The sequence below is a fragment of the Enterobacter cloacae complex sp. ECL411 genome (genome assembly GCF_021869665.1).
In the GTDB taxonomy this organism is placed as follows: Bacteria; Pseudomonadota; Gammaproteobacteria; order Enterobacterales; family Enterobacteriaceae; genus Enterobacter; species Enterobacter intestinihominis.
This window is the reverse complement of record NZ_CP091486.1, coordinates 2248276-2272245: the sequence shown is the minus strand read 5'-3', so window position 1 is coordinate 2272245 and position 23970 is coordinate 2248276. Positions and strand designations below refer to the sequence as shown.

The window sequence follows — 23970 nt, the reverse complement described above, 5'->3', positions numbered from 1 at the left end:
AAATATCGAAACACCTAGAATAACATTCAGTTATAATGAGCTTTTAAATTATTATCACACACAACTCAAATTACTTACCAACGGCATTGTCCGGGGCCGTTGTAATTATTACTTTTATCTTTACTACCACGATCTGAAAAACTATCTTTTGTGCACTGGCCAGCTATAGCTCCACCAATTACCCCAGCGGTCATACCCACTGGCCCCCCAGGAGAGCCGGCGATTAGACCACCGATGATTCCTGCGCCGCATGAGTCAACGCCCTTGTAAATAGAGCCATTGTTTCCTTTTGAATTACCAGATTTAGAGCTGGTGTTACGACTACCGGCACCTTCATAATTACCGCTTCCATTGCCGCCACTTACTAATGCTATCTCATTAAGGCTTAATGCTCTTATATTCGACATAAATCATCTCCATTTAATTTAGTTTTGCATTTTGTGCTAAAAAAATATCTTACATTACTTAATGTAAAGAAAGTGTATTTATGTAAGCAAATGTAAATAAGCTATTGAATTTCGTAAACCGTAGCTCCATTTGGGAGCAGTTCAGCTCCTGCATGGGCAGGCCTATAACACGAAATCGACCTGGAGGTACGGTAATGTTCAGGCATCTTTTCTGACGTCCAGCGCGCAATCACTTCTGCGTCGTAACAGATTTTACAGCCATGGCGCATCGCTTCGTTACGGACGTGCCAGAGTGTTTCGGCTTCTTCGGGCCTGGCTTTTCTTGGCATTACATACTCCTTTATGGATAAATCTGAATAACAAAAGCACGACCAACTGGAATGTGATATTGATGAAATATCAGAACCCAAACAAATGATAACGCTCAAATATGGAGATCACCGGATGACGATACCCACGCTTACGACAGAACGCTTATTACTTAAACCCCTTGTTGCCGCCGATGCCGTCCAGATCCAGCAACGCTATCCGCGCTGGGAAATTGTCCGCTATATGGTGGCTTCAGTCCCCTGGCCCTACCCGGAAAACGGTGCAGAAAATTATGTCAACAACGTTGCACTGCCCGACATGGCCAAAGGGATTGCGTGGTTCTGGACGATTCGCCGTCGCGAAGCGCCTGATGAACTGATGGGGTTAATTTGCCTGTACGACGTCGAAGACAACAACCGGGGCTTCTGGCTCGCGCCGGAATTTCAGGGACAGGGATATATGCGTGAGGCGAGTATCGCGGCAACGGATTACTGGTTCAATACGCTTAACAAAGCGGTGTTACGCGCGCCGAAAGCGGCGGCCAACAGCCGCTCCCGACGTATTTCAGACAGCAGCGGCATGCGACTCATCAGGACAGAGAAGAAAGCCTATGTCAGCGGCCTGCTGGATTCGGAGCTGTGGGAAATCACCCGCGACGAGTGGAATGCCCGTCAGGTCAGCTGATAATGCTTATCCGGCATTAGCCTTTCAGGGATGTTCTCTTCATCGTTCATCTGCAACAGATCGCGCTCCATCATGTTGCAGATGGCGTCCAGCGGCAGATCGTTATCTTCCGTCCCAAACGGATCTTCCAGCTCTTCCGCCAGCGTATCAAGTGAGATAAAAGTGTAGGAAATCAGCGCAGAGACAAAGGGCGTCATGTAATGCAGATCAACAACCAGCGCAAACGGCAGCATGATGCAGAACAAATACACCGTCCGGTGCAGGATCAGCGTATAGGCAAACGGGACTGGCGTATTAGCGATACGCTCACAGCCTGCCAGCACGATGGACATATCGTTCAGGCGGTTGTTGAGGCTGTGAAACAGGATGTCTGAAAGGTGCCCGCTGCGCCGCCGCACGGCCAGCCACTCCCCCATGATCAGCAGGATACGGTTCGCCGGCGAGTTGGCATCCATCACTTTGCGTAAATCGTCTGGAGCCAGATAGCGGGACAGTTGATCGGCATTGGTTTCTCTGCGCAGTGTCATACGCAGACAGTTAGCAAACGCGATTTGCAGGCGTACAAACTCTCCAAGATGTTTATCATCCGACAAGGTGTTTTTTACCTCGCGAAACAGCGAGCGCGCCGCTATCATCAACTGCCCCCAAAGCAGACGCGCCTCAACGTAGCGCGAATAACAGGCGTTATTGCGAAATCCCAGGAAGATGGCGATAGCCACGCCCAGAATGCTGAACGGCGCGACGGTAAAGCGGATACCCAGCGAGGTGTACCACGGCAGCATGACAATCACGGCGATGGAAAGCAGGAAGTTAAGCAGCAGTCGGGTATAAATTTTGGGAAGTACCGAACCATGCCAGACAAAAATCAGTTGCAGCCAGTGCTGTTGAGGACGAACAATCATAATCAGCTTCAGAAAAGTAAAGAGCGCGGCTATTAAACGTGATCCTCATCACGGTTGCAAGCATGTTAATAGTTCATTGCATTTTCTGACCTGTTAAGCCCTCACCGCATGGTGCTGCCTGTGCTTTTTAAAAAAAAGATGTATAGTATGTTGTAACTAACACTGATCTGTAAAAAACCCGGCAAACGCCGGGCATTATGATTAGCAGAGCGGTTTCACCGCCTCGCGCATGCCTTTGCTTAAAATTGCATCCAGATCCTGCGCAACCTGGTCTACCAGTCCGTTCACCAGAGTGAGATCCTGTTCCCAGTGCTCGCTCACGCTTAACACCGACGATACCAGTTCACGGGTAGTGACTTGTTTGTCGTGATGTTGCGTCCACAGCTGCTGGTAACGTTCAAGCCAGTGCGCATCGTCCTGCACCGGATAGCGCTCGGCACGGTAAAATGCAATCAGCGCCGCCAGGGCAAAGGTCAGACGTGCTGGCAGTTCACCGGTCGCCTTCTGCCCTGCCAGCAGTTGCGGCAGAATGCGGGTGCGGTACTTGGTCATCCCGTTCAGTGCAATCGACAGCAGCTGATGCTTAATATACGGATTACGAAAACGCCCCGTTACGGCACTGGCGAAGGAGTGCAGCTCGTCGCGCGGCAGATCCAGGACCGGAATAATCTCCTCATAAATAGCCTTCTCTACGAACGCGCAAATCTCCCCGTCGTTCATGGCTTCCCCTACCGTATCCAGCCCGGCCTGAAAAGCGACCGGAACCAGCGCCGTGTGTGCGCCGTTGAGGATCGCCACCTTACGCTCTTTATAAGGTTTGATGTCGTCAACAATCAGGACGTTGAGCGGGTATTTATCCAGGCGCAATTCAGCTGAAAGTGATTTTGGCCCCTGAATAACAAACAGGTAGAAATGTTCTGCCGTGTCGAGGAAGCTGTCGTGATAGCCCAGCCCGGCTTCCAGCTCTGCCACCTCATCACGCGGATAGCCGGTAACAATGCGGTCAACCAGCGTCGAGCAGAAGGTGTTAGCGTTATTCAGCCACGCAATGAATGCCGCTGGCAGCGCCCACTCCTGTGCATAACGCAGCACCAGTTCACGCAGGGCATCGCCGTTATAGTCGATAAGCTCACAAGGAATGATGATCCAGCCTTTATCCGCAGCCCCGTTAAAGTGGGTAAAGCGTTCGAACAGCAGACGCGTCAGTTTGGCCGGATAGCTGACAGCTGGCGCATCGTCAAACTTATCGCCTGCGTGATAGCCGATCCCCGCCTCCGTGGTATTGGAGAAGACAAACCGCATCTCCGGGTTATGGGCGAGTTTCAGGAATTCATCGTACTGGCTATAGACGCTGATTTCACGATTCACGGAACGAATAAGACGCGCATCGCTTACCGCTTCCCCCTCCTCATTCAGACCACGAATAATCGTGGTATACAGACCATCCTGGGTGCTCAGCGACGGCGGAAAATCACTCTGGATCGGCCGTACAATCACCACACCTGCATTGAGATCGGTATGCTCGTTTAAGAGGTCGATTTGCCAGTCAACGAACGCGCGGAGGAAGTTACCTTCGCCAAACTGGATGATACGTTCAGGGTAGCGCGCACCGGGGAAATCACGACGGTTGAGTGTGTTCACAATGGAGGTCCTTTATGATTAGTCATACAGCCTGATAAGATTGGTGTGATAACTTATCAAAACTTCAGGACCAGAACCCCTGTCTGGATCAACTCAGGACGCGATGGTGAAAAATATCAAAGAAATTTATAGAACACCGAGGTCGCCGTCATGTCCCCGTTCGGCATCAGGGCGTAGCGTGGGATCTCCCCCGCCTTTTGCCAGCCCGCTCTCTGATAAAACGTCTCCGCGCCGCTGCCGGTCGAGGTATCAAGCACCAGCACCGTAAGCGCTTTTTCACGCGCAACCGTCTCCACGGCTTCCATCAGCGCCATTGCCGCACCTTTACGGCGCGCCTTCTCATGTACCAGAAGTTTCGCGACATCTGCGCGGTGCGGCTGGTTTTCCGGCTGGTCGGTGATCAGCTGGACCGTGCCAACCAGCCCCTGCTCCGCGTCAAAACAGCCCAGGACGGTACGCTCGTCGCGCCCGACGCTGTCTGCGACGCCGAGCCAGAAGGTTTGGGCTTTCTCGGGAGAAAAAGGCAGCATAAAGCTGACGGAGGCGCCGCCGTTGACACAGTTGACGAGGATATCGCTCAGGGCATCAATGTGGGTGAGGATGTCCTGTCGGGAGAGAGGTTTAATCAGCATGGGAGAGTTCATTGCGCGTCCTTAGGTTGAATCTCTCCACTTTGCTATTAACATTTTTGTTACGCAATAAGCGATGACATAGGATTTCGTTATGTCATTTTTCGCCGTGATGTTGCCGCTTCATGGCGTACATTTGCGCATCCGCGTGTTTTAACCATGCCTGCATATCGTTGCGGTGATGATCGAACTCGCTCAGCCCCCAGGAGAACTGTAACGACCAGGGATGCAGCTGACGCGCGTTATACTTCTCCGTTTGTTCGACAAGATACTGCATGGCGATCCAGGCGCCAGGCTCATCGGTATCCGCAAACAGCACCGCGAACTCATCTCCCCCGAAACGCACCAGCATATCGGCCTCGCGGAATGAGGAGCGCATCAGGGCGGCCATCGCTTTCAGGGCCTTGTCGCCCTCCTGATGCCCGAAGCGATCGTTAATGGTTTTGAAATGGTCCAGATCCAGCCAGCCAAGCGTTAACGGTTCTGCCCTACGCTGCGAAACCGACAGTGCAAACTGCGCAAACTGGTTAAACCCGCGTCGGTTAAACAGGCCCGTGAGTTCATCGGTCGTGGCGGCGCTAACGGCTGCAAATTCATCTTCTGCCAGCGCGCTGAGATCGGCCAGTACGGCGGAATCCGCCGCGGTAAACTCACGCGGTGCGTAATCAATGAGACACAACGATCCTACGCACGCCCCGTCACGTAAACGCAGCGGGAAACCGGCATAAAAGCGCACGCCCGGATCTCCCGCCACCTGCGGATTATCCGCAAAGCGTTCGTCCAGCAGCGTGTCAGCCACCACCAGCGGCGCGTCACCCAGGATCGTATGACCACAAAACGAGAGATCGCGAGGCTGGCTGGCGAGTGCCCGCCCGTCGGCAGATTTCACGATCGCAGCGTGGTCATCCACCAGCGTAATCATCGCCAGCGGCACCCTGAAAAAGCGTGTTGCCAGCCGCGTGAGACGATCAAACGCGGGATAATTGTCGATCTCAAGCAGACCGGACTCGCGCAGCGCATTCATGCGCTCCGTTTCATTCACGGGAATTAGAGGTGCTTTCATGACGTCTCCTGACGCTGAGCATTAGTAAAAGCGTAGCTTAAACAGAGACATTGTCAGTTCAGGAGGCACGATTTACCTCAGTGACCAGCCAATGATGGATCACGTTGACGATATACTGTTGCTGCTGCGCACTCAGCGGCACGCCCTGCGGGATAGCATGCCACTTAGCCAGACAGCCCCGGCAGCAGGTTGCCGTGGCATGCTGGGCGATAAAAACCGGATGGCCGCGCATCGGCGTCTGCTTACCGTCATTCACCGGGTGTGCAGGCGCCAGCCGCGCGGCGATAAAATCAGCGGCATGCTTATCGATAGTGTCCGCGCCCTTATCCCAGCAGTATTGCCGCTCTTTCATCCCTAAATGAAATCGTGAACGAAACGTGGAGCGAGCCAGTCGCGTAAACAGAGGATCTAACGTGGACATCAGTATACGGACCGTCCAAGGCGTTTGGTCAGCTGTTCCAGCGCCGCGACGCCCGCCAGTGAGTTGCCGGTCTCGTCCAGTTCCGGGCTCCAGACGGCAATCGCCATCTCGTGCGGAACAATGGCCACAACGCCGCCGCCAACGCCGGATTTAGCCGGCAGCCCCACGCGCCAGGCAAACTCCCCGGCGTTCTGATACATTCCGCTGGTTGCCATTAAGGCGTTGATCTGCCGGGCCTGCATCGGGGAGACAACGTCCTCGCCCAGATGCGGGGCATGGCCCTGATGCGCCAGAAACAGAAAAGTCTGCGCCAGTTCAACGCAGTTCATCTTCAGGGCGCAGTAATGAAAATAGTTTTGCAGAACCGTGGCGACATCATTATGAAAGTTGCCGAAGGACTTCATCAGCCAGGCGATGGCGGCGTTACGTGCAGAGTGTTCAAACTCAGAGCGCGCTACCACCGGATCGTAGGCGATGTCCTGCACGCCGGAAAGCTGCCGCACAATCTGGAGCATATGCTGGCGCGGCGCGCTCAGCCGGCTTTGCAGCATATCGCACACCACCAGCGCCCCGGCGTTGATAAACGGGTTGCGCGGCTTACCCTGTTCGATTTCAAGCTGGAGAAGGGAGTTGAAGGGCTGACCGGAGGGATCTTTGCCCACCCGCTGCCAGATCTCCTGCTCGTCATACTGGCGCATGGCGGCAACGAGGCTAAGCACTTTTGAGATCGACTGAATTGAAAAGCGCTCCAGTGCATCTCCCGCCTGAAAACGCTGCCCGTCGACAGTACAAATGGCGATGCCGAGCTTATTACCGCTGATCGAGGCCAGCGCGGGAATGTAATCGGCAACCTTACCCTGCCCCAGTAACGGACGAACCTGCGCCAGAATCTCGTCCAGCATCTCATTATGGATGACCGCAGCCACACTTTGCTCCTTGCCCTCAGGCTAAAACGGGCTGCGAGTATAACAGAGGCTTATACGTCACGTCAGGCAGGGAGACGAAAACGCGAGACGGCCTGCAACAAAAGATCTGACTCCCGATGCAGGCGCTCAGAGGCATTCGACGCTTCGCTAACCAGCACATCTGTCTGACGCGATACCTGATTCAGCGCCTGAAGTTGGCGCGTCATCTGATGAATGCTTTCCCCCTGATTTAGAGTGGCCAGCGAAATATCATTCAGCAGGCTACTCAGATTGGCCACCAGCCCGGTGACCTGCTGGAGATTTTCTTCCAGACGGTTTACCACCTGAGAACCTTCTTCAATGCCCTGTAGCGAGTGGTTAATTAGCGACTGGATGGTTTGCGTAGAGTGACTGCTTTTTCTGGCCAGCAGCCCCACTTCACGGGCGACCACCGCGAACCCGCGCCCCTGTTCTCCCGCATGGGCGGCTTCAATGGCAGCGTTGAGGGCCAGAATATTGGTCTGAAACGCCACGCTGTCGATCATGGCGACGATCCCACGCATCTCTGAGGATCGGTCGACGATCGTCTGCATCGAGCCATTCACCGCTGTCATCATTTGCTCCCCGCCGACGGCAGCCTGTCGGGCTTCATCCGCGCGCGAGCGGGCGAGTTTTGCATAACCCGTGTTCCCCTCAACGTGGGTTTCGAGATCGGCGATATGCGCGGTCACCTCCTCCAGCTCTTTGGCCTGTCGCGTGGACTGCTGATAAAGCTTCTGGTTCCCCTGCGCAAGTGACCCGATATTTTCGACCATAGAGGTAGTGGCCTCGCTGACCTGAGTCACCAGTTGCTGGAGCCCGCGCTGCATGGCGGTAATACTGCCGCTGAGCTGGCTGATTTCACGGTTAAAACGCACAACGTCAGGGGGTATTCCCGACAAATCCCCTGCCGCAAGCTGGTTAATATGGACAATCAGACGGCGTAGCGGGGATATCACCCATTTCGCCATTGCAAACCAGACGGCAATGGCAATAGCCAGCAGCACCAGCGGCGCAAACAGGAACAGCCGTTGCAGGCCTGAGAGTTGTTCCATGAGCGACTGACGCCCCTGTATCGCCTGCTTCTCACTCCGTTGCTGATAACGTGCAAAGTTGTCATTAAAATCGGTCTGAAACGCCTGGGCGGGTACGGCGAAAAAGAGGTCGATGCTGTTGGTTTTCACCAGCCCTTCCGCCTGCTCGCTAATGGCACCGAAGAACAGCTGATAGCTATTAACAAGCCCCTCGTCCTGCCGAGGATTAAGCGCGAGCCAGGCTTGCCATGCCTGCTGAGACGCCGCCAGGGATTTTTGCGCCTCGTCCATCAGGCTATGCCAGCTCCCTTCCGAACCGGTCTCTTTATCCTGCATAAAGTACACCCCGGAGCGGTTGAGCAGATCGCTCGCCGCAAGCAGCGAAATACGCGCCTGATCCAGTCTGCTCTGTTGCTGCCAGGCCAGCTGATTGCGCTGTTCGTTACGCTGGGCTTGATTCAGGGAAGCGGTAAGCAGGAAGGAGGATGAAAGTTGCAGGGCGGAGAAAAGGCCGATAATACAAAAGATGCCGGTCAGCAGGCCAAACTGACGAGGAAAAAAGCGCTGCGCAAGACGACGAAAAATTTGCGTTAGGTTCATAATTTTCTTCTGTAACAATACGTTAGACGCAAGCGAGTCTACGAAACGAAAATGACAGAACCATTGCAAAATAATGACAGGAAACGTGAATTGCCGGGTAGCGGCCTTGCCCTACCCGGCATCAACATTACACGCGATCCTTCCAGACCGTCTGAACGTTACAGAACTCATGCAGACCGAAATGTGAAAGCTCTCGCCCGAAGCCGCTCTTCTTCACTCCGCCAAACGCAACGCGCGCATCGCTTGCGCTGTAGCCATTGATAAAGACTCCGCCGCACTCCAGCTCGCGAGAGAAGGTTTCAGCCAGCGCATCGTTCGCGGTAAAGACCGTCGCTGATAAGCCAAAGTCGCTGTCGTTAGCCAGCTGCAACGCGTGCGACGCATCATTGGCGACGGTAATCGCGGCCACCGGGCCAAACAGCTCCTGACGGAAGGCCGTCATCTGTGGGGTGACGTCGCCGAGTACGGTTGGCGCATAATAGTTACCGGTCCCGGCAAGCTTCTCGCCGCCGAGCAGCAGGGTCGCCCCTTCCGCCAGCGTAGCCTGTACCTGCTGATGCAGTTCATCGCGAAGATCAAATCGCGCCATCGGGCCAATATAGTTATCTTCCTCATCCGGTGCGCCCATTTTCAGCGCCTTGACCGCGTCAACAAAGCGTTGGGTAAAGGTGTCCGCCACGCCCGCTTCCACAATAAAGCGTTTCGCCGCCGCGCAAACTTGTCCGGTATTCTGATAACGTCCGGCCACGGCCGCGTTGACAGCCAGATCCAGATCGGCATCATTCAGAACGATAAACGGATCGGAGCCGCCCAGCTCCAGCACGCATTTCTTCAGCGCCGCGCCCGCCTGCGCGCCAATTGCCGCACCAGCCCTAACGCTGCCGGTTACGGTCACCGCCGCGATACGCCGATCGTTAATCGCCTGGCTGACGCCGTCATTTGTCGCGTTCACCCAGCCAAAGATCCCCTCCGGGAAACCGGCATCCGCGAACACCTTCCCGATCAGCTCCGCCGAGCCGAGCACATTTGGCGCATGTTTAAGCAGATAGCTGTTCCCTGCCAGCAGGATCGGCACCGCACCGCGCAGCACCTGCCAGAGCGGGAAGTTCCACGGCATCACCGCCAGAATAGGCCCCAGCGGACGGTACTCAATCACCGCATTGTCGACCTGGGTAGATTCCGGGCGCAGCATTGCCGGGCCGTATTCAGCGTACCAGTCGCAAAGGCTGGCGGACTTAGCCACCTCCGCACGCGCCTGCACAATGGGCTTGCCCATCTCCCGGGAGATAGTCTGCGCCATCTCTTCCGCACGGCTACGCAGCGCCGCACCCAGATCGCGAAGTTTTTGCGCCCGGTGCGCCACGCTTTCGCGTCGCCACTGACGAAAACCGGTATCCGCCTGCGCAATGGCACGCTCAACGTCACCGGACGTTGCCCACGGGTAAGCAGCCAGCGTTTCGCCGGTAGCCGGGTTGACAGAGTGGGCATGGGTAGCAGATGAATACGTCATGAAGTTCTCCATGTAATAACAGTTGATTGATTGTGGCCCACTCTGCTATTTCTTAAAAATGAATAATACTCAGCACCTTGTTCACGAATCGAGAACGGTATGGACTTAACACAGCTTGAGATGTTTAACGCCGTCGCACTGACCGGCAGCATTACCCAGGCGGCGCAGAAGGTACACCGGGTGCCGTCAAACCTCACCACCCGCATCCGACAGCTTGAAGCGGATCTCGGTGTGGAGCTGTTTATTCGCGAGAATCAGCGCCTGCGGCTTTCCCCCGCCGGGCACAATTTTTTGCGCTACAGCAAGCAGATCCTGGCGCTGGTCGACGAAGCGCGAATGGTCGTCGCCGGGGATGAACCGCAGGGATTATTCTCGCTCGGCGCGCTGGAAAGTACCGCCGCCGTACGCATTCCGGAAAGTCTGGCGCGGTTTAATCAACGCTATCCGCGCATTCAGTTTGCGTTATCCACCGGGCCTTCCGGTACGATGATTGACGGCGTGCTTGAGGGGACGCTCAGCGCCGCCTTTGTCGACGGGCCGCTCTCACACCCCGAACTGGAAGGAATGCCGGTTTACCGGGAAGAGATGATGCTGGTCACCCCGGCGGGTCACGCGGAAGTGTCAAAAGCCACGCAGGTGAGCGGTAGCGAGGTTTATGCCTTTCGCGCCAACTGTTCCTACCGGCGTCATCTGGAAAGCTGGTTTCATGCTGACCGCGTAACGCCGGGAAGGATCCACGAGATGGAGTCCTACCACGGGATGCTCGCCTGCGTGATTGCCGGGGCAGGCATTGCGCTGATGCCCCGCTCCATGCTGGAGAGCATGCCGGGGCATCATCAGGTGGCGGCGTGGCCGCTGGCGGAAAACTGGCGCTGGCTCACCACCTGGCTGGTGTGGCGACGCGGGGCGATGACCCGCCAGCTTGAGGCGTTTATAGGGCTGCTAAACGAACGTCAGCCACCAGTGTCTTCTCCATAAACAGGCTCAGCGGATCCTCGTTGTAGGGGGCAAACGCGGGGCGCCGTTCGTATCCACACTGTTGATACAGACGAATGGCGGCATGTTGTTTGATCCCCGTCTCCAGCCGGACGGTGTGGCAGCAGCGGCTGAGGGCTTCATCTTCCAGCGCCGCCAGTAATTTATCACCCAGCCGTTGCCCGCGATGGGTTGGATCAATATAGACCCGTTTCATTTCCCCGGTCCCGTCCCCGTTCAAAACAACAGCGCCACACCCGACAGCGTTAAGCTGAGTGTCACGAATAATCATCAGGATCAGCGAGTCGTCCGGCAGTTCGGTTAAATCCAGCAGATGATTACTTTCCGCGGGATAGAGAACGCTTTGATAACGGTCCAGCGCCGTAATCAGGGCGAGAATATCTGGATGATGGGCGGATTCAGCGGTAATAGAATACATGGCAGGCTCCTTGTCGTTTTCGTTCAACATACCGCCCGCCCTGTATACCGGCGTCATAGTTTTTAATGATGACCGTAATCCTGGAGACGAAGGAAAATTTTCCCCTTCATATACAGCGTGGCCTGCCCGCCAATCAGCACGCGGTCGCCTTTCAGCTCGCAGCGCAGATCCCCGCCGCGCAAGGAGACCTGGCGGGCCGACATCTGCGTTTTTCCAAGCTTTTCGCTCCAGTACGGGATCAGCATGCTGTGCGCTGACCCCGTCACCGGATCCTCCGGTACCCCTTCCCCCGGGCAGAAGAAGCGGCTGACGAAATCATACTCATCTCCCGGCGCCGTAACGCAGACCATTTTCCCCAGCGGGAGCATGGCTGTGATATCCGGCGTTAGCGCCTCCACCTGCCGCTGGCTGTCGAGCACCACCATGTAATCGCGCCCTGCACGCACCTCTTTTGCCGCGTTAATGCCCAGCGCGCTGAATAGCACTGGGGGTGGAGTATCGACAACCTCGGTTGACCACGCCGGGAAATTAAGCGTCAGCCAGTCGCCGCTGCGTTGTACCGTCAGTTCGCCGACAAAGCGCGTGGTGAAGGTGATTTCCGTATGCGGATAATCTAGGTATTCGAAAATAACGTGAGAAGCCGCGAGGGTTGCGTGGCCGCAGAGGTTAATTTCATCCTGCGTGGTAAACCAGCGCAGTTCAAACCCGTTATCCGTTCGGACAAAGAACGCCGTCTCTGACTGATTATGCTGCTTCGCCATCTTCAGCAGCGTCTCATCCGGCAGCCACGCTTCCAGCGGACACACCGCCGCCGCATTGCCGCCGAACACCCTGTCGCTGAAGGCATCCACCAGATAAAAATCAATTTCCTGCATCGTTGGTTCCTCTTAGATTTATTCAGCGCAGAAATACTGTGCCCTTCAGATACAGCGCCGCCTGCCCGCCCATCCGCACGCGGTCGCCTTTCAGTTCGCAGCGTACGTCGCCACCACGGGCAGAAACCTGACGGGCAAACATCTGTGTTTTGCCAAGCTGTTCACTCCAGTAAGGGATCAGCATGGTGTGCGCGGAGCCGGTGACAGGATCTTCCGGCACGGCCACGCCCGGCGAGAAGAAACGACTGACAAAGTCGTATTCCCCTTCGTCCCGGGCGGTGACGGCCACTTTATGCTCCCCCGGCGTCATGGCGGAGAAATCCGGATTAATGGCTTCCACTTGCTCGCGGCTCTCCAGTACCAGCACCCAGGCGCGGCCTTTTCGCGCCTCGACGTAGTGGCTGATACCGAGTGCGGTGAGCATCTCCGGTGGCGGCGTCTGTGCCTGCGTCGGGCAGGCCGGGAAGTCCAGCGTCATCCAGTCACCTTCACGGCTGACGGTCAGGCGACCAGAAGCGGTGTCAAAATGAAGGCGTGAGTCCGGATAATCCAGTTCGTTAAACAGAACATACGCCGCGGCAAGCGTCGCGTGACCACACAGATTAACCTCGGTGAGCGTGGTGAACCAGCGCAGCTCAATCCCCCCTTTGGTGCACACAAAAAACGCGGTTTCCGACTGGTTATGCTGTTGTGCCATCCGCAGTAACGTCTCATCCGGCAGCCACGCGTCGAGCGGGCACACCGCCGCCGGGTTGCCGCCAAAGGAGGACTCGCTGAACGCATCTACCAGATAAAAATCAATCTCCTGCATCGTGTTACCGCCTGTTTTTGTTGTGTAGTTCTTTATCTTCAATGAAAACAACCGCGTTCGCTACCGCTGCATGAAGGTAAATTTTGTGATTCACATCACATAACGGTTGAGTTTTCGCCGTTTAAGGCTTTAAGATCGTCTCCTCATCTTTCAGGCAACGAATCCCAGATATCCCTATGACAACACACACGGTTTCCCGCAGGGTCGCGTGGCTACGCGTGGTCACGCTCGCCATCGCAGCGTTTATTTTCAACACCACGGAATTTGTTCCGGTTGGGCTGCTGTCCGACATTGCAGCCAGCTTCCATATGGAAACGGCACAGGTTGGCATTATGCTGACCATCTATGCATGGGTGGTAGCGCTGATGTCGCTGCCGTTTATGCTGCTGACCAGCCAGATGGAACGTCGTAAGCTGCTGATTGGGCTGTTTGTGGTGTTCATAGCCAGCCATGTGCTGTCATTTATGGCATGGAACTTTACGGTGCTGGTGATCAGCCGCGTCGGCATCGCGTTTGCCCATGCCGTTTTCTGGTCGATCACCGCATCGCTCGCCATTCGTCTCGCCCCGGCGGGGAAACGCGCCCAGGCGTTGAGCCTGATTGCCACCGGAACGGCGCTGGCGATGGTGTTAGGCCTGCCGATCGGGCGCATTGTGGGTCAATACTTCGGCTGGCGCACCACCTTCTTTGCCATCGGCATGGGGGCGCTGATCACCCTGGTGTGTCTGATCAAACTGCTGCCAAAACTGCCTAGCGAACACTCCGGCTCGCTGAAAAGTCTGCCGCTGCTGATGCGTCGACCAGCGCTGATGAGCATCTATCTGCTGACCGTGATTGTGGTGACCGCCCATTACACGGCCTACAGCTATATTGAGCCGTTTGTTCAGGTTGTGGCGGGCTTTAGCGCTAACTTCGCCACCGTTCTGCTGCTGATCCTGGGCGGCGCGGGTATTATCGGCAGTATCCTGTTCGGGAAGCTGGGCAATAAGCACGCGTCTGCGCTTGTAAGCAGTGCGATTGGCCTGCTGCTGGCGTGCCTGCTGTTACTGATGCCTGCGGCAGGCAGCGAGAGTCATCTGGCGATCCTCAGTCTGTTCTGGGGCGTGGCGATCATGATTATTGGTCTGGGAATGCAGGTCAAAGTGCTGGCCCTGGCCCCGGACGCCACGGACGTGGCAATGTCGCTGTTCTCGGGAATTTTTAATCTGGGAATTGGGGCCGGTGCGCTGGTGGGAAATCAGATCAGCCTGCATGTATCGATGTCGGCCATTGGCTATCTCGGGGCGATTCCCGCGCTGATTGCGCTGATCTGGTCGGTGCTTATCTTCCGTAAATGGCCGGTCGCGATGGAAGAACAGACCAGCCACGGTTGACGTTAGTTGTGCCGGGTGGCGGCTTCGGCCTACCCGGCCTAGGTTATTACGGACTTGTAGGCCGGGTAAGCGCAGCGCCACCCGGCGATGTCCTCAGTGATACGTCTTAATGATCTCCAGCACGCCGTTAATAATAAACTGCACGCCCATACAGACCAGCAGGAAGCCCATCAGACGGGAGATAGCTTCAATCCCCCCCTTGCCCACCCAGCGCATAATCGCCCCGGAGCTGCGCAATGACCCCCAGACGATAATGGCGATAAGCGCAAAAATGATCGGCGGCGCAACGGTAATAACCCAGTGCGGAAAAGTAACACCATCACGCACCGTTGAGGCGGAACTGATGATCATCGCAATCGTTCCCGGCCCCGCCGTGCTCGGCATGGCTAACGGCACAAACGCGATATTGGCGCTCGGTTCGCTTTCAAGCTCCTCCGATTTGCTTTTGGCTTCCGGCGATTCATGCGCTTTATGCGCCGGGAACAGCATCCGGAAACCAATAAACGCCACAATCAGCCCACCGGCGATACGCAGACCGGGAATCGAAATACCAAAAGTATTCATCACCAGTTGTCCGGCGTAATAAGCCACCATCATAATCGCGAAGACGTAGACGGAGGCCATCCTCGACTGCTGGTTGCGCTCCGCGCTGTTCATGTTACCCGCCAGCCCCAGAAAGAGCGCCACGGTCGTTAACGGGTTCGCCAGCGGAAGCAACACCACCAGCCCAAGCCCCACTGCTTTAATCAAATCCAACATAATGCACCGCAGTCCTTATCCTTATTCATTACCGCAATTATAGGGGGAAAGTCTCGTCCTGAGCTATCCGCGCAACGTAACCATAATTGTCCCGCGTAACTAATAACCCCAGATTATCTATATGATTTAAAAGCGTACAGAAAAAGTTCCTGAAGCGTTTTAGCAATTCGTGGCATCGGCTGATCCATTCAGTTGACTTATACTTGCCTGAGCAATAATATCTGCCGTGACTAAACTACTTGCCAGGGCAACCATTGTGAAAAGCACCAGTGATCTCTTTAACGACATAATCCCACTGGGTCGTCTTATTCATATGGTTAACCAGAAAAAAGATCGCCTGCTCAATGACTACCTGTCACCGCTGGATATCACCGCAACACAGTTCAAAGTGCTGTGTTCCATTCGCTGCGAAGTGTGTATCACGCCGGTTGAGCTGAAAAAGGTGCTCTCTGTCGATCTGGGTGCGTTAACCCGCATGCTGGATCGTCTCGTCTGCAAAGGATGGATAGAACGAAGCCCTAACCCGAATGACAAACGTGGCGTACTGGTGAAACTGACCAGCGATGGCGCGGCCATGTGTGAGCAATGTCATCAATTAGTAGGACAAACACTGCACCAGGAACTGACAAAAAACTTAACGGCAGATGAAGTGGCAACGCTTGAGCTTTTACTCAAGAAAATCCTGCCGTAAACAGAAAAAGAGGTATGACGATGTCCAGACGCAATACTGACGCTATCACCATTCATAGCATTTTGGACTGGATCGAAGATAACCTGGAATCTCCACTTTCCCTTGAGAAAGTGTCTGAGCGTTCAGGTTACTCAAAATGGCACCTGCAACGGATGTTTAAAAAAGAGACTGGCCATTCATTAGGACAATATATTCGCAGCCGTAAGCTGACGGAGATTGCCCAAAAACTGAAAGAAAGCAATGAGCCGATCCTCTATCTGGCGGAACGCTACGGATTTGAATCGCAACAAACCCTGACGCGTACGTTCAAGAACTACTTTGACGTGCCGCCTCATAAGTACCGTATTACCAGTATGCCGGGTGAATCCCGTTATCTGTATCCGCTGAAACATTGCAGTTAATCATCGCCTGTTAAGACGTAACCGAGGAAATCATGAAATTTATCGCCTCCGCCGCCCTCACCTTGCTGGTGCTGGTTTCCGGCCAGAGCTTCGCGGAGCAAACCCCCAGTGCGGGGCAGCAAAATAATCGTGACACCATGATTATGCCGTCCACGCAAAACCAGTCGCCCTGGGACTTCAATCACATGGGCGCTGGCAGCGACAAATCCGACGAATTAGGCGTGCCGTATTATAATCACGACCTGTAATTCGTTTTTGCCCCGCTAATGCGGGGCTTTTTTCTGCCTTAACTCCGCACCCGCGTCGCCCGACGCACCCGCAAGCCAAAGACGTTGATATACTGCCCGGCCATAATCAGCCCTGCGCCACACAGTTGCAGCGCGCTGAGCGTTTCATCCAGCAACAGTGCGGCGCTGGCAAGCCCGACTACCGGTACCAGCAGCGATAACGGCGCCACGCGCCAGGTTTCATAGCGTCCGAGCAGCGATCCCCAGATGCCGTAGCCAATGATTGAGGCGACTAATGCCAGGTAGATCAGCGACAAAATGGTCGTCAGGTCGATCTCCACCAGGCTTTTCAGCATCACCTGCGGTCCATCCAGAATAAACGACGCGACCATAAACGGCACAATGGGGATCAACGCGCTCCAGACCACCAGCGACATGATCCCAGGACGCGACTCATGCTGCATTATCAGCTTGTTAAAGATGTTGCCGCACGCCCAGCTCAGCCCCGCCGCCAGGGTGAGCATAAAGCCCAGCAGCGCGACATGCTGACCGTTGAGGCTGCCTTCTATCAGCACCAGCACGCCAAAGACCGCAAGGCTAATGCCCGCCAGCTGTTTGCCCTGCAAACGTTCGCCAAAGACAAACGCGCCGAGAATAATGGTAAAGAAAGCCTGCACCTGAAGCACCAGCGAAGCCAGACCCGCAGGCATACCGAATTTGATAGCGCAAAAAAGAAACGCAAACTGACCAAAGCTGATGGTGAGGCCGTAGCCCAGCAGAAGCTTCAGGGGAATCTTTGGGCGGGCAACGAAAAGCAGCGCCGGGAAGGCCACCAGCAGGAAGCGCAGACCCGCCAGCATGAGTGGAGGCATGTTGTGCAACCCCATTTTGATGACCACAAAATTGAGTCCCCACACCACGACAACCAGTAACGCTAACAGCCCGTCTTTCCGCGTCATTTTCCGCCCCTGAATTATTAAATTTTTGTAAACACTTCAAGGTAACAGAAAAAATACCCCCGCGAGAAGATCATTAATTCTGGTACTGAGGAGAAGCACTTGCGGATAAATTGGGTGCTATACAAGCTGCCGATCCCATGATAATCCTGTAATAACACAACAAAAAAAGCATAAGCATTTGTCGGGCAGGAAAATGAAACCATCAATCAGGCTCTCAACCGCAGCGCTACTGGCATCGTCATTGTTATTAACAATTGGCCGCGGGGCAACGCTGCCCTTTATGACCATATATCTCACACGCGTGTACGATATGAGCGTGGAGAATATTGGCTATGCCCTTACCGTGGCGTTGACCATTGGCGTGGTGTTTAGCCTGGGGTTTGGCATCCTGGCGGACAAGTTCGACAAAAAACGCTATATGCTGGTCGCCATCGTGGCCTTTATCGCCGGGTTTGTGGCCATTCCGCTGGTGAATAACGTGACGCTGGTGGTGTTGTTCTTTGCCCTGATTAACTGCGCCTATTCCGTCTTCTCAACGGTGCTGAAAGCGTGGTTTGCCGACGTGCTGACCTCCAGCGAAAAGGCACGCGTTTTCTCACTCAACTACAGTTTCCTGAACATCGGCTGGACGATTGGGCCGCCGGTTGGCACTCTACTGGTGATGTACAGCCTGCAACTGCCGTTCTGGCTGGCGGCCTTCTGCGCCGCACTGCCGCTCGGGTTTATCCATTTCTTTGTGCAGAAAAGCGTAGCGTCTGACAGCGTGGAGGAAAAAGCGCCGTGGCAGCCCTCGGTGCTGCTGAAGGACCGGGCGCTGTTCTGGTACACGCTCTCCGGCCTGCTGGCGTCCTATGTGGGCGGATCGTTCGCCAGCTGCATTTCCCAGTATGTCCTCGCCGCGTATGCGGACAGCGATTTCGCAGAAAAGGTGGTGGCCGTTGTGTTGCCCGTCAACGCGGTGGTGGTGGTCACCCTGCAATACGCGCTTGGCCGCAAGATCTCCGCCAGCAACATCCGCCCGCTAATGACAGCCGCAACGCTCTTTTTCATCCTCGGGCTGGGCGGGTTTATGCTTTCCGGCGAGAACCTGCTTTACTGGGGGATTGCGGCGGCGATCTTCACCCTGGGTGAAATTATTTATGCCCCGGGTGAATACATGCTGATCGACAATATCGCCCCGCCGGGCATGAAGGCGAGCTACTTCTCCGCCCAGGCGCTGGGCTGGCTGGGCGCAGCGGCGAACCCGATGATCACCGGGCTCATCCTGACCCATCTGCCGCACTGGTCGTTATTTATTATTATGATGGCCGCCATTATTGCGGCGTGGCTGATGGTTTTGCGCGGGATGCGCGTGAAAAGTGAAGATAGCGTGTCGGGTGGCGCTGCGCTTACCCGACCTACGAAACCCTAATCCCACGCCGGGTAAGGCTAAGCCCCCACCCGGCAAATCCAACAGCCTAGTGGTGCAACATCTCCTCCACCACCTGCTCTTTGTACATCTCGTTCGGGTAGTAGGTCGGCCAGTTATCCATCTCTTTCAGCAGCGCCTCGTGGGAGGTGTTGCCCATAAAGATATGGAAGTGTGAAGAGGCTTTCGGCCCGATGGTATGATCGCTGAACTGCACAAACTTAGGCGCCTGGCTTGCCTTATCCTTACATTCAAACAGGTAGCGCACGCCTTTTTTCCCCGACGCATAGGTCAGAATTTTATAGCCGCTGTAGTCGTACCGGCAGCTGCTCACCGTTTTGCCTCTGTGGAATTCCATCACGTTGTTTTCAATGCCGATGGCGTCCACGTCCGTCGCGTAGCCCTTACGGTAGTAGGCTTTCACCTCGGCAGCGGATTTTTCCCCCTTCTGCGCTTTCTTTTCGAAAACCGGATCCAGCGAACCATCAAGCAGGAACGGGTAAACAGACTGCCAGGTCCCGTCCCAGTCAGACAGCGTCCTGTCCCTGACGTCTTTATCCTCAAAGACGCCGTTTGCCGCCTTCTGTTCCGCCTCCGTCATCTGATGACCGTGCGAATGGGCAAAAAGCGAGCCGCTTACCAGCAGCGTTCCCAGAGTCAGCGCAATTTTTCCAAGTTGTGCAGCCACAGCAAAACCCTCATTCCGTGTTATAAGAATGAGGATGTTATAGTATAACATTTCAGATCGCAACCAGTCCGCGAACCCCCTCCTGCTCCATGTTCTCACCGCGCCCCTGCTGGACGATGCTGCCGCGCGACATCACCAGATAGCTGTCGGCCAGCTCCGCCGCAAAATCATAAAACTGCTCCACCAGCAGGATCGCCATATCCCCCCGGTTCGCCAGGCTGCGGATCACCTGCCCAATCTCTTTAATCACCGACGGCTGTATACCTTCCGTGGGTTCATCCAGGATCAGTAACCGTGGACGGCTCGCCAGCGCGCGACCAATCGCCAGCTGCTGCTGCTGACCACCGGAAAGATCGCCTCCGCGACGGTGTTTCATCTCCTTCAGCACCGGGAAAAGCTGCCAAATCTCCTCCGGCACGCTCCTTGCGTTTCCCGCGGAGAAGCGCGACAGTCCCATCAGCAGGTTTTCTTCTACGGTCAGACGCGGAAAAATCTCCCGCCCCTGCGGAACATACGCCACGCCGGACTGCACCCGCTGGTGCGGTTTACTGTGAGTGATGGTCTTTCCCTGCCAGACCACCTCCCCGGCTTTCACCGGGATCAGCCCCATCAGGCACCTCAGCAGCGTGGTTTTCCCCACCCCGTTGCGCCCCAGCAGGCAGGTAACTTCCCCGACCACCGCCTCAAAGCTCACCCCGCGCAGAATATGACTTCCGCCGTAGTACTGATTCAGCTCGTTAACCTGTAACATCCCCTCTCCTTAGCGTCCCAGATAGACGTCAATCACCTGCTCATTGGCCTGTACCTCGCGAAGCGAGCCTTCGGCCAGTACGCGCCCCTGATGCAGCACCGTGACGTGGTCGGCGATGGTCTCGACGAAGCCCATATCGTGCTCAACCACCATCAGCGAATGCTTGCCTGCCAGAGTTCGGAACAGCTCGGCTGTGTATTCCGTCTCTGCGTCGGTCATACCGGCGGCGGGTTCGTCCAGCAGCAACAGATGCGGATCCTGCACCAGCAGCATGCCGATCTCCAGAAACTGCTTCTGCCCGTGGGAAAGCAGCCCGGCGCGGCGATCGCGCTCGCTGCCAAGCCGCAGCAAAACCAACATCTCGTCAATGCGGTCGCGCTGCTCGCCGCTGAGTGTTGCCCGCAGGCTCGCCCAGACGGACCTGTCCGCTTTCATGGCGATTTCGAGGTTTTCCCCTACGGTCAGCGCTTCAAACACGGTCGGTTTCTGGAACTTACGGCCAATGCCCTGACGGGCAATGGCCGCCGGTTCAAGGGCTGTCAGATCGATGGACTGATCGTAAATAGCCTTCCCGCTTTTTGGCCGGGTTTTGCCGGTGATCACGTCCATCAGCGTAGTTTTACCGGCGCCGTTAGGGCCAATGATGCAGCGCAATTCACCGACGCCGATATTAAGTGAGAGATCGGTCAACGCCTGAAAACCATCGAAACTGACGTTAATGGCCTCAAGCTGTAACACCGGATCGGTCTGCTCACGGTAACGATCGCCCGGTAGCTGGCGGGTAAAGAGTCCTTCAGAGGGCTGCATTAATTCTCTCCCTTACGAAACAGACCGAACACGCCGCGCGGTAAAAAGAGCGTCACGGCGATGAAAATCAGCCCAAGAAACAGTTGCCAGTACTCCGGCATCGCCACGGTGAAAAAGCTCTTCGCACCATTGACCAGCGCCGCACCAATCACCGGGCCTACCAGGGTGCCGCGCCCGCCCAGCGCCACCCAGATGGCCGCTTCAATCGAGTTGGTCGGCGACATTTCACCCGGGTTGATAATGCCCACCTGCGGAACGTACAGCGCTCCCGCCAGGCCACACAGCACGGCGGAAAGCGTCCAGACCAGCAGCTTGAAGCCGCGCGGATCGTAGCCGCAGAACGTCAGACGGTTTTCCGCATCGCGCACCGCCGTTAAAATGCGGCCAAATTTACTCTTCGCCAGGGCGTAGCCTGTGCCCAGGGCCAGAAGCAGCAGCATGACCGTTGCGAGAAACAGCGCGATCCGCGTGGTAGTCGCCGTAACGGAAAACCCGAGCAGCGTGGTAAAGCCGGTAAAGCCGTTATTGCCGCCAAAACCGGTTTCGTTGCGAAAGAACAGCAGCATGCCCGCATAGGTCAGCGCCTGGGTCATGATGGAAAAATAGACCCCTTTTATCTTCGAGCGGAAAGCAAACCAGCCGAAGACCAGCGCCAGCAGGCCGGGGATCGTCACGATTAACACCAGAGCCCAGGCGAAATGCTGCGTTCCCCACCAGAACCAGGGCAGTTCGCTCCACGAGAGAAACGACATAAACGCGGGCAGCCCGTCCCCGGCCGCCTGGCGCATCAGGTACATGCCCATCGCATAGCCGCCCAGGGCGAAGAATATGCCGTGCCCCAGCGAGAGCATACCGGCATAGCCCCAGACCAGATCGAGGGCCACGGCGACAACCGCGTAGCAGAGGATCTTGCCGATAAGCGTCAACATCCACGTCGAAACGGCCAGCGGATGGGTGGCGGGTAACAGCGCGAGAAAAGGCAGCACCAGCAGCGCCGCAACCAGCAGACTGCCGAAGATTTGCGCGGTGCGCGGTGCTCTGCGCGCCAGTGTTAAGGTCAATGGCTGGCTCATCAGTCTGTCACCCTCCCTTTAAGTGCGAATAACCCCTGCGGACGTTTCTGGATAAACAGAATGATCGCCACCAGAATCAGGATCTTGCCCAGCACGGCGCCCATCTGCGGTTCAAGAATTTTATTGAAGATCCCCAGACCAAAGGCCGCCGCGACGCTACCGGCCAGCTGGCCGACGCCGCCGAGCACCACAACCAGGAACGAATCGATGATGTATCCCTGGCCCAGCTCCGGCCCCACGTTCCCCAGCTGGGACAACGCCACGCCGCCCAACCCGGCAATGCCGGACCCGAGACCAAATGCCAGCATATCTACCCGTCCGGTGGGAACGCCGCAGCAGGCCGCCATGCTGCGGTTTTGCGTCACCGCCCGCACGTTGAGACCCAGACGCGTTTTGTTCAGAATGAGCCAGGTGAAGAACAGCACCAGCAGCACAAAGCCGAGCACCACAATACGGTTCCAGGGCAGCGTCAGGTTGGCGAAAACCTGCACCCCGCCGGACAGCCATGCCGGGTTAGCGACCTCAAGGTTCTGAGCGCCAAAGGTCATGCGGACCAGCTGGATAAGCATCAGGCTTATCCCCCAGGTGGCGAGCAGGGTTTCCAGCGGGCGGCCATAAAGATGGCGTATCACCGTGCGCTCCAGCACCATTCCGATGCCTGCGGTCAGGCAAAACGCCACCGGCAGCGCCACCACCGGATAGAGCGCCAGCCACTGAGGCATCCACTGCGCCATTACCTGCTGCACCATCCAGGTGGCATACGCCCCGAGCATCAGCATTTCACCGTGAGCCATGTTAATCACCCCCAGCAGACCATAGGTGATAGCCAGCCCGAGCGCGGCCAGCAAAAGTACCGACCCCAACGACAGGCCCATGAAGGCCTGCCCCAGCAGTTCGCCCCACATCAGCCGGTGCTGAATACGCTCCAGGCTCTCAGCGGCGGCGGCACGTACCCGTGCGTCCGGCTCGGTTTGCGTTTGGGTGAACGGCGTCAGCGTGGCCTGCACGTCCGGATCGTCAGACTGTCCCAACAGCTCAACAGCCTTGAGCCGTACTTCAGCCTGTGGGCTCGTCAGCTGGAGGTTTGCCAGCGCCAGCATCAGCGACTGTCGGGTGACGTCGTCCGTTTCGCTACTGGCCCGCTGTTGCAGAAAGCCGAGCATATCCGGCCGGGCGTCACGCTGAAGTTGCCGCGCGGCATGACGCCTTTCGGTGACACTGTCACTGACAAGCTGATGCGTCGCCAGCGCCGTGACGGTTAACACGCGCAGTCGGTTGGTCAGCCGCACGGCTTTGGTCGATCCTTCGGCGCTTTTTGCCGCGCCCAGGGCAACCATTTCGCCGTCGATGCGGGTAAATGCCTTCTTCTGGCTGTCGGTATAAAGGTTCTCCTGTTGCAGCGCCTTAAGCAGCGGCAAACGTGCAGGTTCCGGCGTGGCTGCCCAGCGGGTCAGCATGGCGGTTTGCTGGCTGCGGCTAGCGGCAACGAAATCATCGGCATCCGATGCCTGCGCCATCCCTGGCAGCAGTCCGGTAAGCCACACAATCGCAATCATCATGCGTATGGCGTTCATGACGTCTCTCCCTGG

26 protein-coding genes are annotated in these 23970 nt (G+C 56.2%); 7 read left to right on the top strand and 19 right to left on the bottom strand.

The features are described from left to right. Nucleotides 1-74: 74 nt before the first annotated feature. Nucleotides 75-407: a hypothetical protein gene (locus tag L3069_RS10860; protein ID WP_023300105.1), complete on the bottom strand. Its 333-nt coding sequence runs from the start codon at nucleotides 405-407 to the stop codon at nucleotides 75-77. Between the two features lie 444 nt (nucleotides 408-851). Between L3069_RS10860 and L3069_RS10855 the strand changes: the two genes are divergently transcribed. Further along, nucleotides 852-1400, top strand: a complete 549-nt coding sequence (locus L3069_RS10855; protein WP_023300104.1) for a GNAT family N-acetyltransferase — start codon at nucleotides 852-854, stop codon at nucleotides 1398-1400. On the opposite strand, the gene L3069_RS10850 is transcribed toward L3069_RS10855, so the two are convergent. From L3069_RS10850 to sad, 8 genes are all read right to left on the bottom strand, one after another. Continuing rightward, entirely contained in the window at nucleotides 1388-2302 is a 915-nt protein-coding gene (locus L3069_RS10850; RefSeq protein ID WP_038416058.1) for a bestrophin family protein, read from the bottom strand. The genes L3069_RS10855 and L3069_RS10850 overlap by 13 nt on opposite strands. A gap of 201 nt (nucleotides 2303-2503) precedes the next feature. After that, nucleotides 2504-3943: a tagaturonate reductase gene (locus L3069_RS10845; protein WP_038416057.1), complete on the bottom strand. Its 1440-nt coding sequence runs from the start codon at nucleotides 3941-3943 to the stop codon at nucleotides 2504-2506. A 116-nt stretch (nucleotides 3944-4059) separates the two neighbouring features. Then, on the bottom strand, nucleotides 4060-4587 hold the full coding sequence (locus L3069_RS10840) for a GNAT family N-acetyltransferase (protein WP_038416056.1): 528 nt from the start codon (nucleotides 4585-4587) through the stop codon (nucleotides 4060-4062). A gap of 82 nt (nucleotides 4588-4669) precedes the next feature. Beyond that, nucleotides 4670-5635 carry a sensor domain-containing diguanylate cyclase gene (locus L3069_RS10835; protein ID WP_022648115.1) on the bottom strand — a complete coding sequence of 322 codons (966 nt, stop codon included), beginning with the start codon at nucleotides 5633-5635 and terminating at the stop codon, nucleotides 4670-4672. A 58-nt stretch (nucleotides 5636-5693) separates the two neighbouring features. Then, nucleotides 5694-6056: a DUF4186 domain-containing protein gene (locus L3069_RS10830; protein WP_038416055.1), complete on the bottom strand. Its 363-nt coding sequence runs from the start codon at nucleotides 6054-6056 to the stop codon at nucleotides 5694-5696. Then, on the bottom strand, nucleotides 6056-6982 hold the full coding sequence (gene glsB, locus L3069_RS10825; protein ID WP_100167679.1) for a glutaminase B: 927 nt from the start codon (nucleotides 6980-6982) through the stop codon (nucleotides 6056-6058). Before glsB ends, L3069_RS10830 begins: the two co-directional genes overlap by 1 nt. A 62-nt stretch (nucleotides 6983-7044) precedes the next feature. Further along, the gene (locus tag L3069_RS10820; protein WP_038416053.1) at nucleotides 7045-8634 is read right to left on the bottom strand and encodes a methyl-accepting chemotaxis protein; all 1590 of its coding nucleotides are present in this window, start codon (nucleotides 8632-8634) and stop codon (nucleotides 7045-7047) included. 127 nt (nucleotides 8635-8761) lie between these two features. Then, complete coding sequence (gene sad / locus L3069_RS10815) at nucleotides 8762-10144, bottom strand: succinate-semialdehyde dehydrogenase (protein ID WP_038416052.1); 1383 nt, start codon at nucleotides 10142-10144, stop codon at nucleotides 8762-8764. 99 nt (nucleotides 10145-10243) lie between these two features. Here sad and L3069_RS10810 point away from each other — a divergent pair, with 99 nt between their 5' ends. Then, nucleotides 10244-11122, top strand: a complete 879-nt coding sequence (locus L3069_RS10810; RefSeq protein ID WP_022648110.1) for a LysR family transcriptional regulator — start codon at nucleotides 10244-10246, stop codon at nucleotides 11120-11122. Here L3069_RS10810 and L3069_RS10805 read toward each other — a convergent pair. The 3 genes from L3069_RS10805 to L3069_RS10795 all read right to left on the bottom strand — a co-directional run bounded on the left by L3069_RS10805 (nucleotide 11076) and on the right by L3069_RS10795 (nucleotide 13244). After that, nucleotides 11076-11558, bottom strand: coding sequence for a GNAT family N-acetyltransferase (locus tag L3069_RS10805; protein ID WP_032622224.1), 483 nt, complete (start codon nucleotides 11556-11558; stop codon nucleotides 11076-11078). The two genes, L3069_RS10810 and L3069_RS10805, sit on opposite strands and share 47 nt — an antisense overlap. A 62-nt stretch (nucleotides 11559-11620) precedes the next feature. Beyond that, entirely contained in the window at nucleotides 11621-12433 is an 813-nt protein-coding gene (locus L3069_RS10800) for a PhzF family phenazine biosynthesis protein (protein WP_038416051.1), read from the bottom strand. A gap of 22 nt (nucleotides 12434-12455) precedes the next feature. Then, on the bottom strand, nucleotides 12456-13244 hold the full coding sequence (locus tag L3069_RS10795) for a PhzF family phenazine biosynthesis protein (RefSeq protein WP_022648107.1): 789 nt from the start codon (nucleotides 13242-13244) through the stop codon (nucleotides 12456-12458). Nucleotides 13245-13420: 176 nt separating this feature from the next. Between L3069_RS10795 and L3069_RS10790 the strand changes: the two genes are divergently transcribed. After that, entirely contained in the window at nucleotides 13421-14617 is a 1197-nt protein-coding gene (locus tag L3069_RS10790; protein ID WP_022648106.1) for a sugar transporter, read from the top strand. A 93-nt stretch (nucleotides 14618-14710) separates the two neighbouring features. Here the strand turns inward: L3069_RS10790 and L3069_RS10785 are convergent, their stop codons facing one another. Continuing rightward, nucleotides 14711-15376, bottom strand: coding sequence for a MarC family NAAT transporter (locus tag L3069_RS10785; protein ID WP_022648105.1), 666 nt, complete (start codon nucleotides 15374-15376; stop codon nucleotides 14711-14713). Between the two features lie 256 nt (nucleotides 15377-15632). Here L3069_RS10785 and marR point away from each other — a divergent pair, with 256 nt between their 5' ends. From marR to marB, 3 genes are read left to right on the top strand one after another with little or no spacing between them, the layout of a single operon-like run. Further along, the gene (marR, locus tag L3069_RS10780) at nucleotides 15633-16067 is read left to right on the top strand and encodes a multiple antibiotic resistance transcriptional regulator MarR (RefSeq protein WP_020884159.1); all 435 of its coding nucleotides are present in this window, start codon (nucleotides 15633-15635) and stop codon (nucleotides 16065-16067) included. 20 nt (nucleotides 16068-16087) lie between these two features. Further along, complete coding sequence (gene marA, locus L3069_RS10775) at nucleotides 16088-16468, top strand: MDR efflux pump AcrAB transcriptional activator MarA (protein ID WP_001303241.1); 381 nt, start codon at nucleotides 16088-16090, stop codon at nucleotides 16466-16468. Between the two features lie 32 nt (nucleotides 16469-16500). Next, nucleotides 16501-16716, top strand: coding sequence for a multiple antibiotic resistance protein MarB (gene marB, locus L3069_RS10770; RefSeq protein WP_003857184.1), 216 nt, complete (start codon nucleotides 16501-16503; stop codon nucleotides 16714-16716). 38 nt (nucleotides 16717-16754) lie between these two features. Here the strand turns inward: marB and eamA are convergent, their stop codons facing one another. Next, on the bottom strand, nucleotides 16755-17654 hold the full coding sequence (eamA, locus tag L3069_RS10765) for an O-acetylserine/cysteine exporter (protein ID WP_038416050.1): 900 nt from the start codon (nucleotides 17652-17654) through the stop codon (nucleotides 16755-16757). Between the two features lie 193 nt (nucleotides 17655-17847). Here eamA and ydeE point away from each other — a divergent pair, with 193 nt between their 5' ends. After that, a complete protein-coding gene (gene ydeE / locus L3069_RS10760; RefSeq protein WP_100167678.1) occupies nucleotides 17848-19065 on the top strand; it encodes an efflux MFS transporter YdeE in 1218 nt (405 codons plus the stop codon). A 46-nt stretch (nucleotides 19066-19111) separates the two neighbouring features. On the opposite strand, the gene zinT is transcribed toward ydeE, so the two are convergent. The 5 genes from zinT to urtB are packed head-to-tail and all read right to left on the bottom strand — an operon-like array spanning nucleotide 19112 to nucleotide 23955. Then, complete coding sequence (gene zinT, locus L3069_RS10755) at nucleotides 19112-19750, bottom strand: metal-binding protein ZinT (protein WP_023306187.1); 639 nt, start codon at nucleotides 19748-19750, stop codon at nucleotides 19112-19114. A gap of 52 nt (nucleotides 19751-19802) precedes the next feature. Continuing rightward, complete coding sequence (gene urtE, locus L3069_RS10750; RefSeq protein WP_023300094.1) at nucleotides 19803-20501, bottom strand: urea ABC transporter ATP-binding subunit UrtE; 699 nt, start codon at nucleotides 20499-20501, stop codon at nucleotides 19803-19805. Nucleotides 20502-20510: 9 nt separating this feature from the next. Next, on the bottom strand, nucleotides 20511-21308 hold the full coding sequence (gene urtD / locus L3069_RS10745; RefSeq protein ID WP_015570541.1) for an urea ABC transporter ATP-binding protein UrtD: 798 nt from the start codon (nucleotides 21306-21308) through the stop codon (nucleotides 20511-20513). After that, the gene (gene urtC, locus L3069_RS10740; protein WP_023306186.1) at nucleotides 21308-22381 is read right to left on the bottom strand and encodes an urea ABC transporter permease subunit UrtC; all 1074 of its coding nucleotides are present in this window, start codon (nucleotides 22379-22381) and stop codon (nucleotides 21308-21310) included. Before urtC ends, urtD begins: the two co-directional genes overlap by 1 nt. After that, the gene (urtB, locus tag L3069_RS10735; protein WP_038416048.1) at nucleotides 22381-23955 is read right to left on the bottom strand and encodes an urea ABC transporter permease subunit UrtB; all 1575 of its coding nucleotides are present in this window, start codon (nucleotides 23953-23955) and stop codon (nucleotides 22381-22383) included. The genes urtC and urtB overlap by 1 nt, the downstream gene beginning before the upstream one ends. Between the last annotated feature and the right edge of the window lie 15 nt (nucleotides 23956-23970).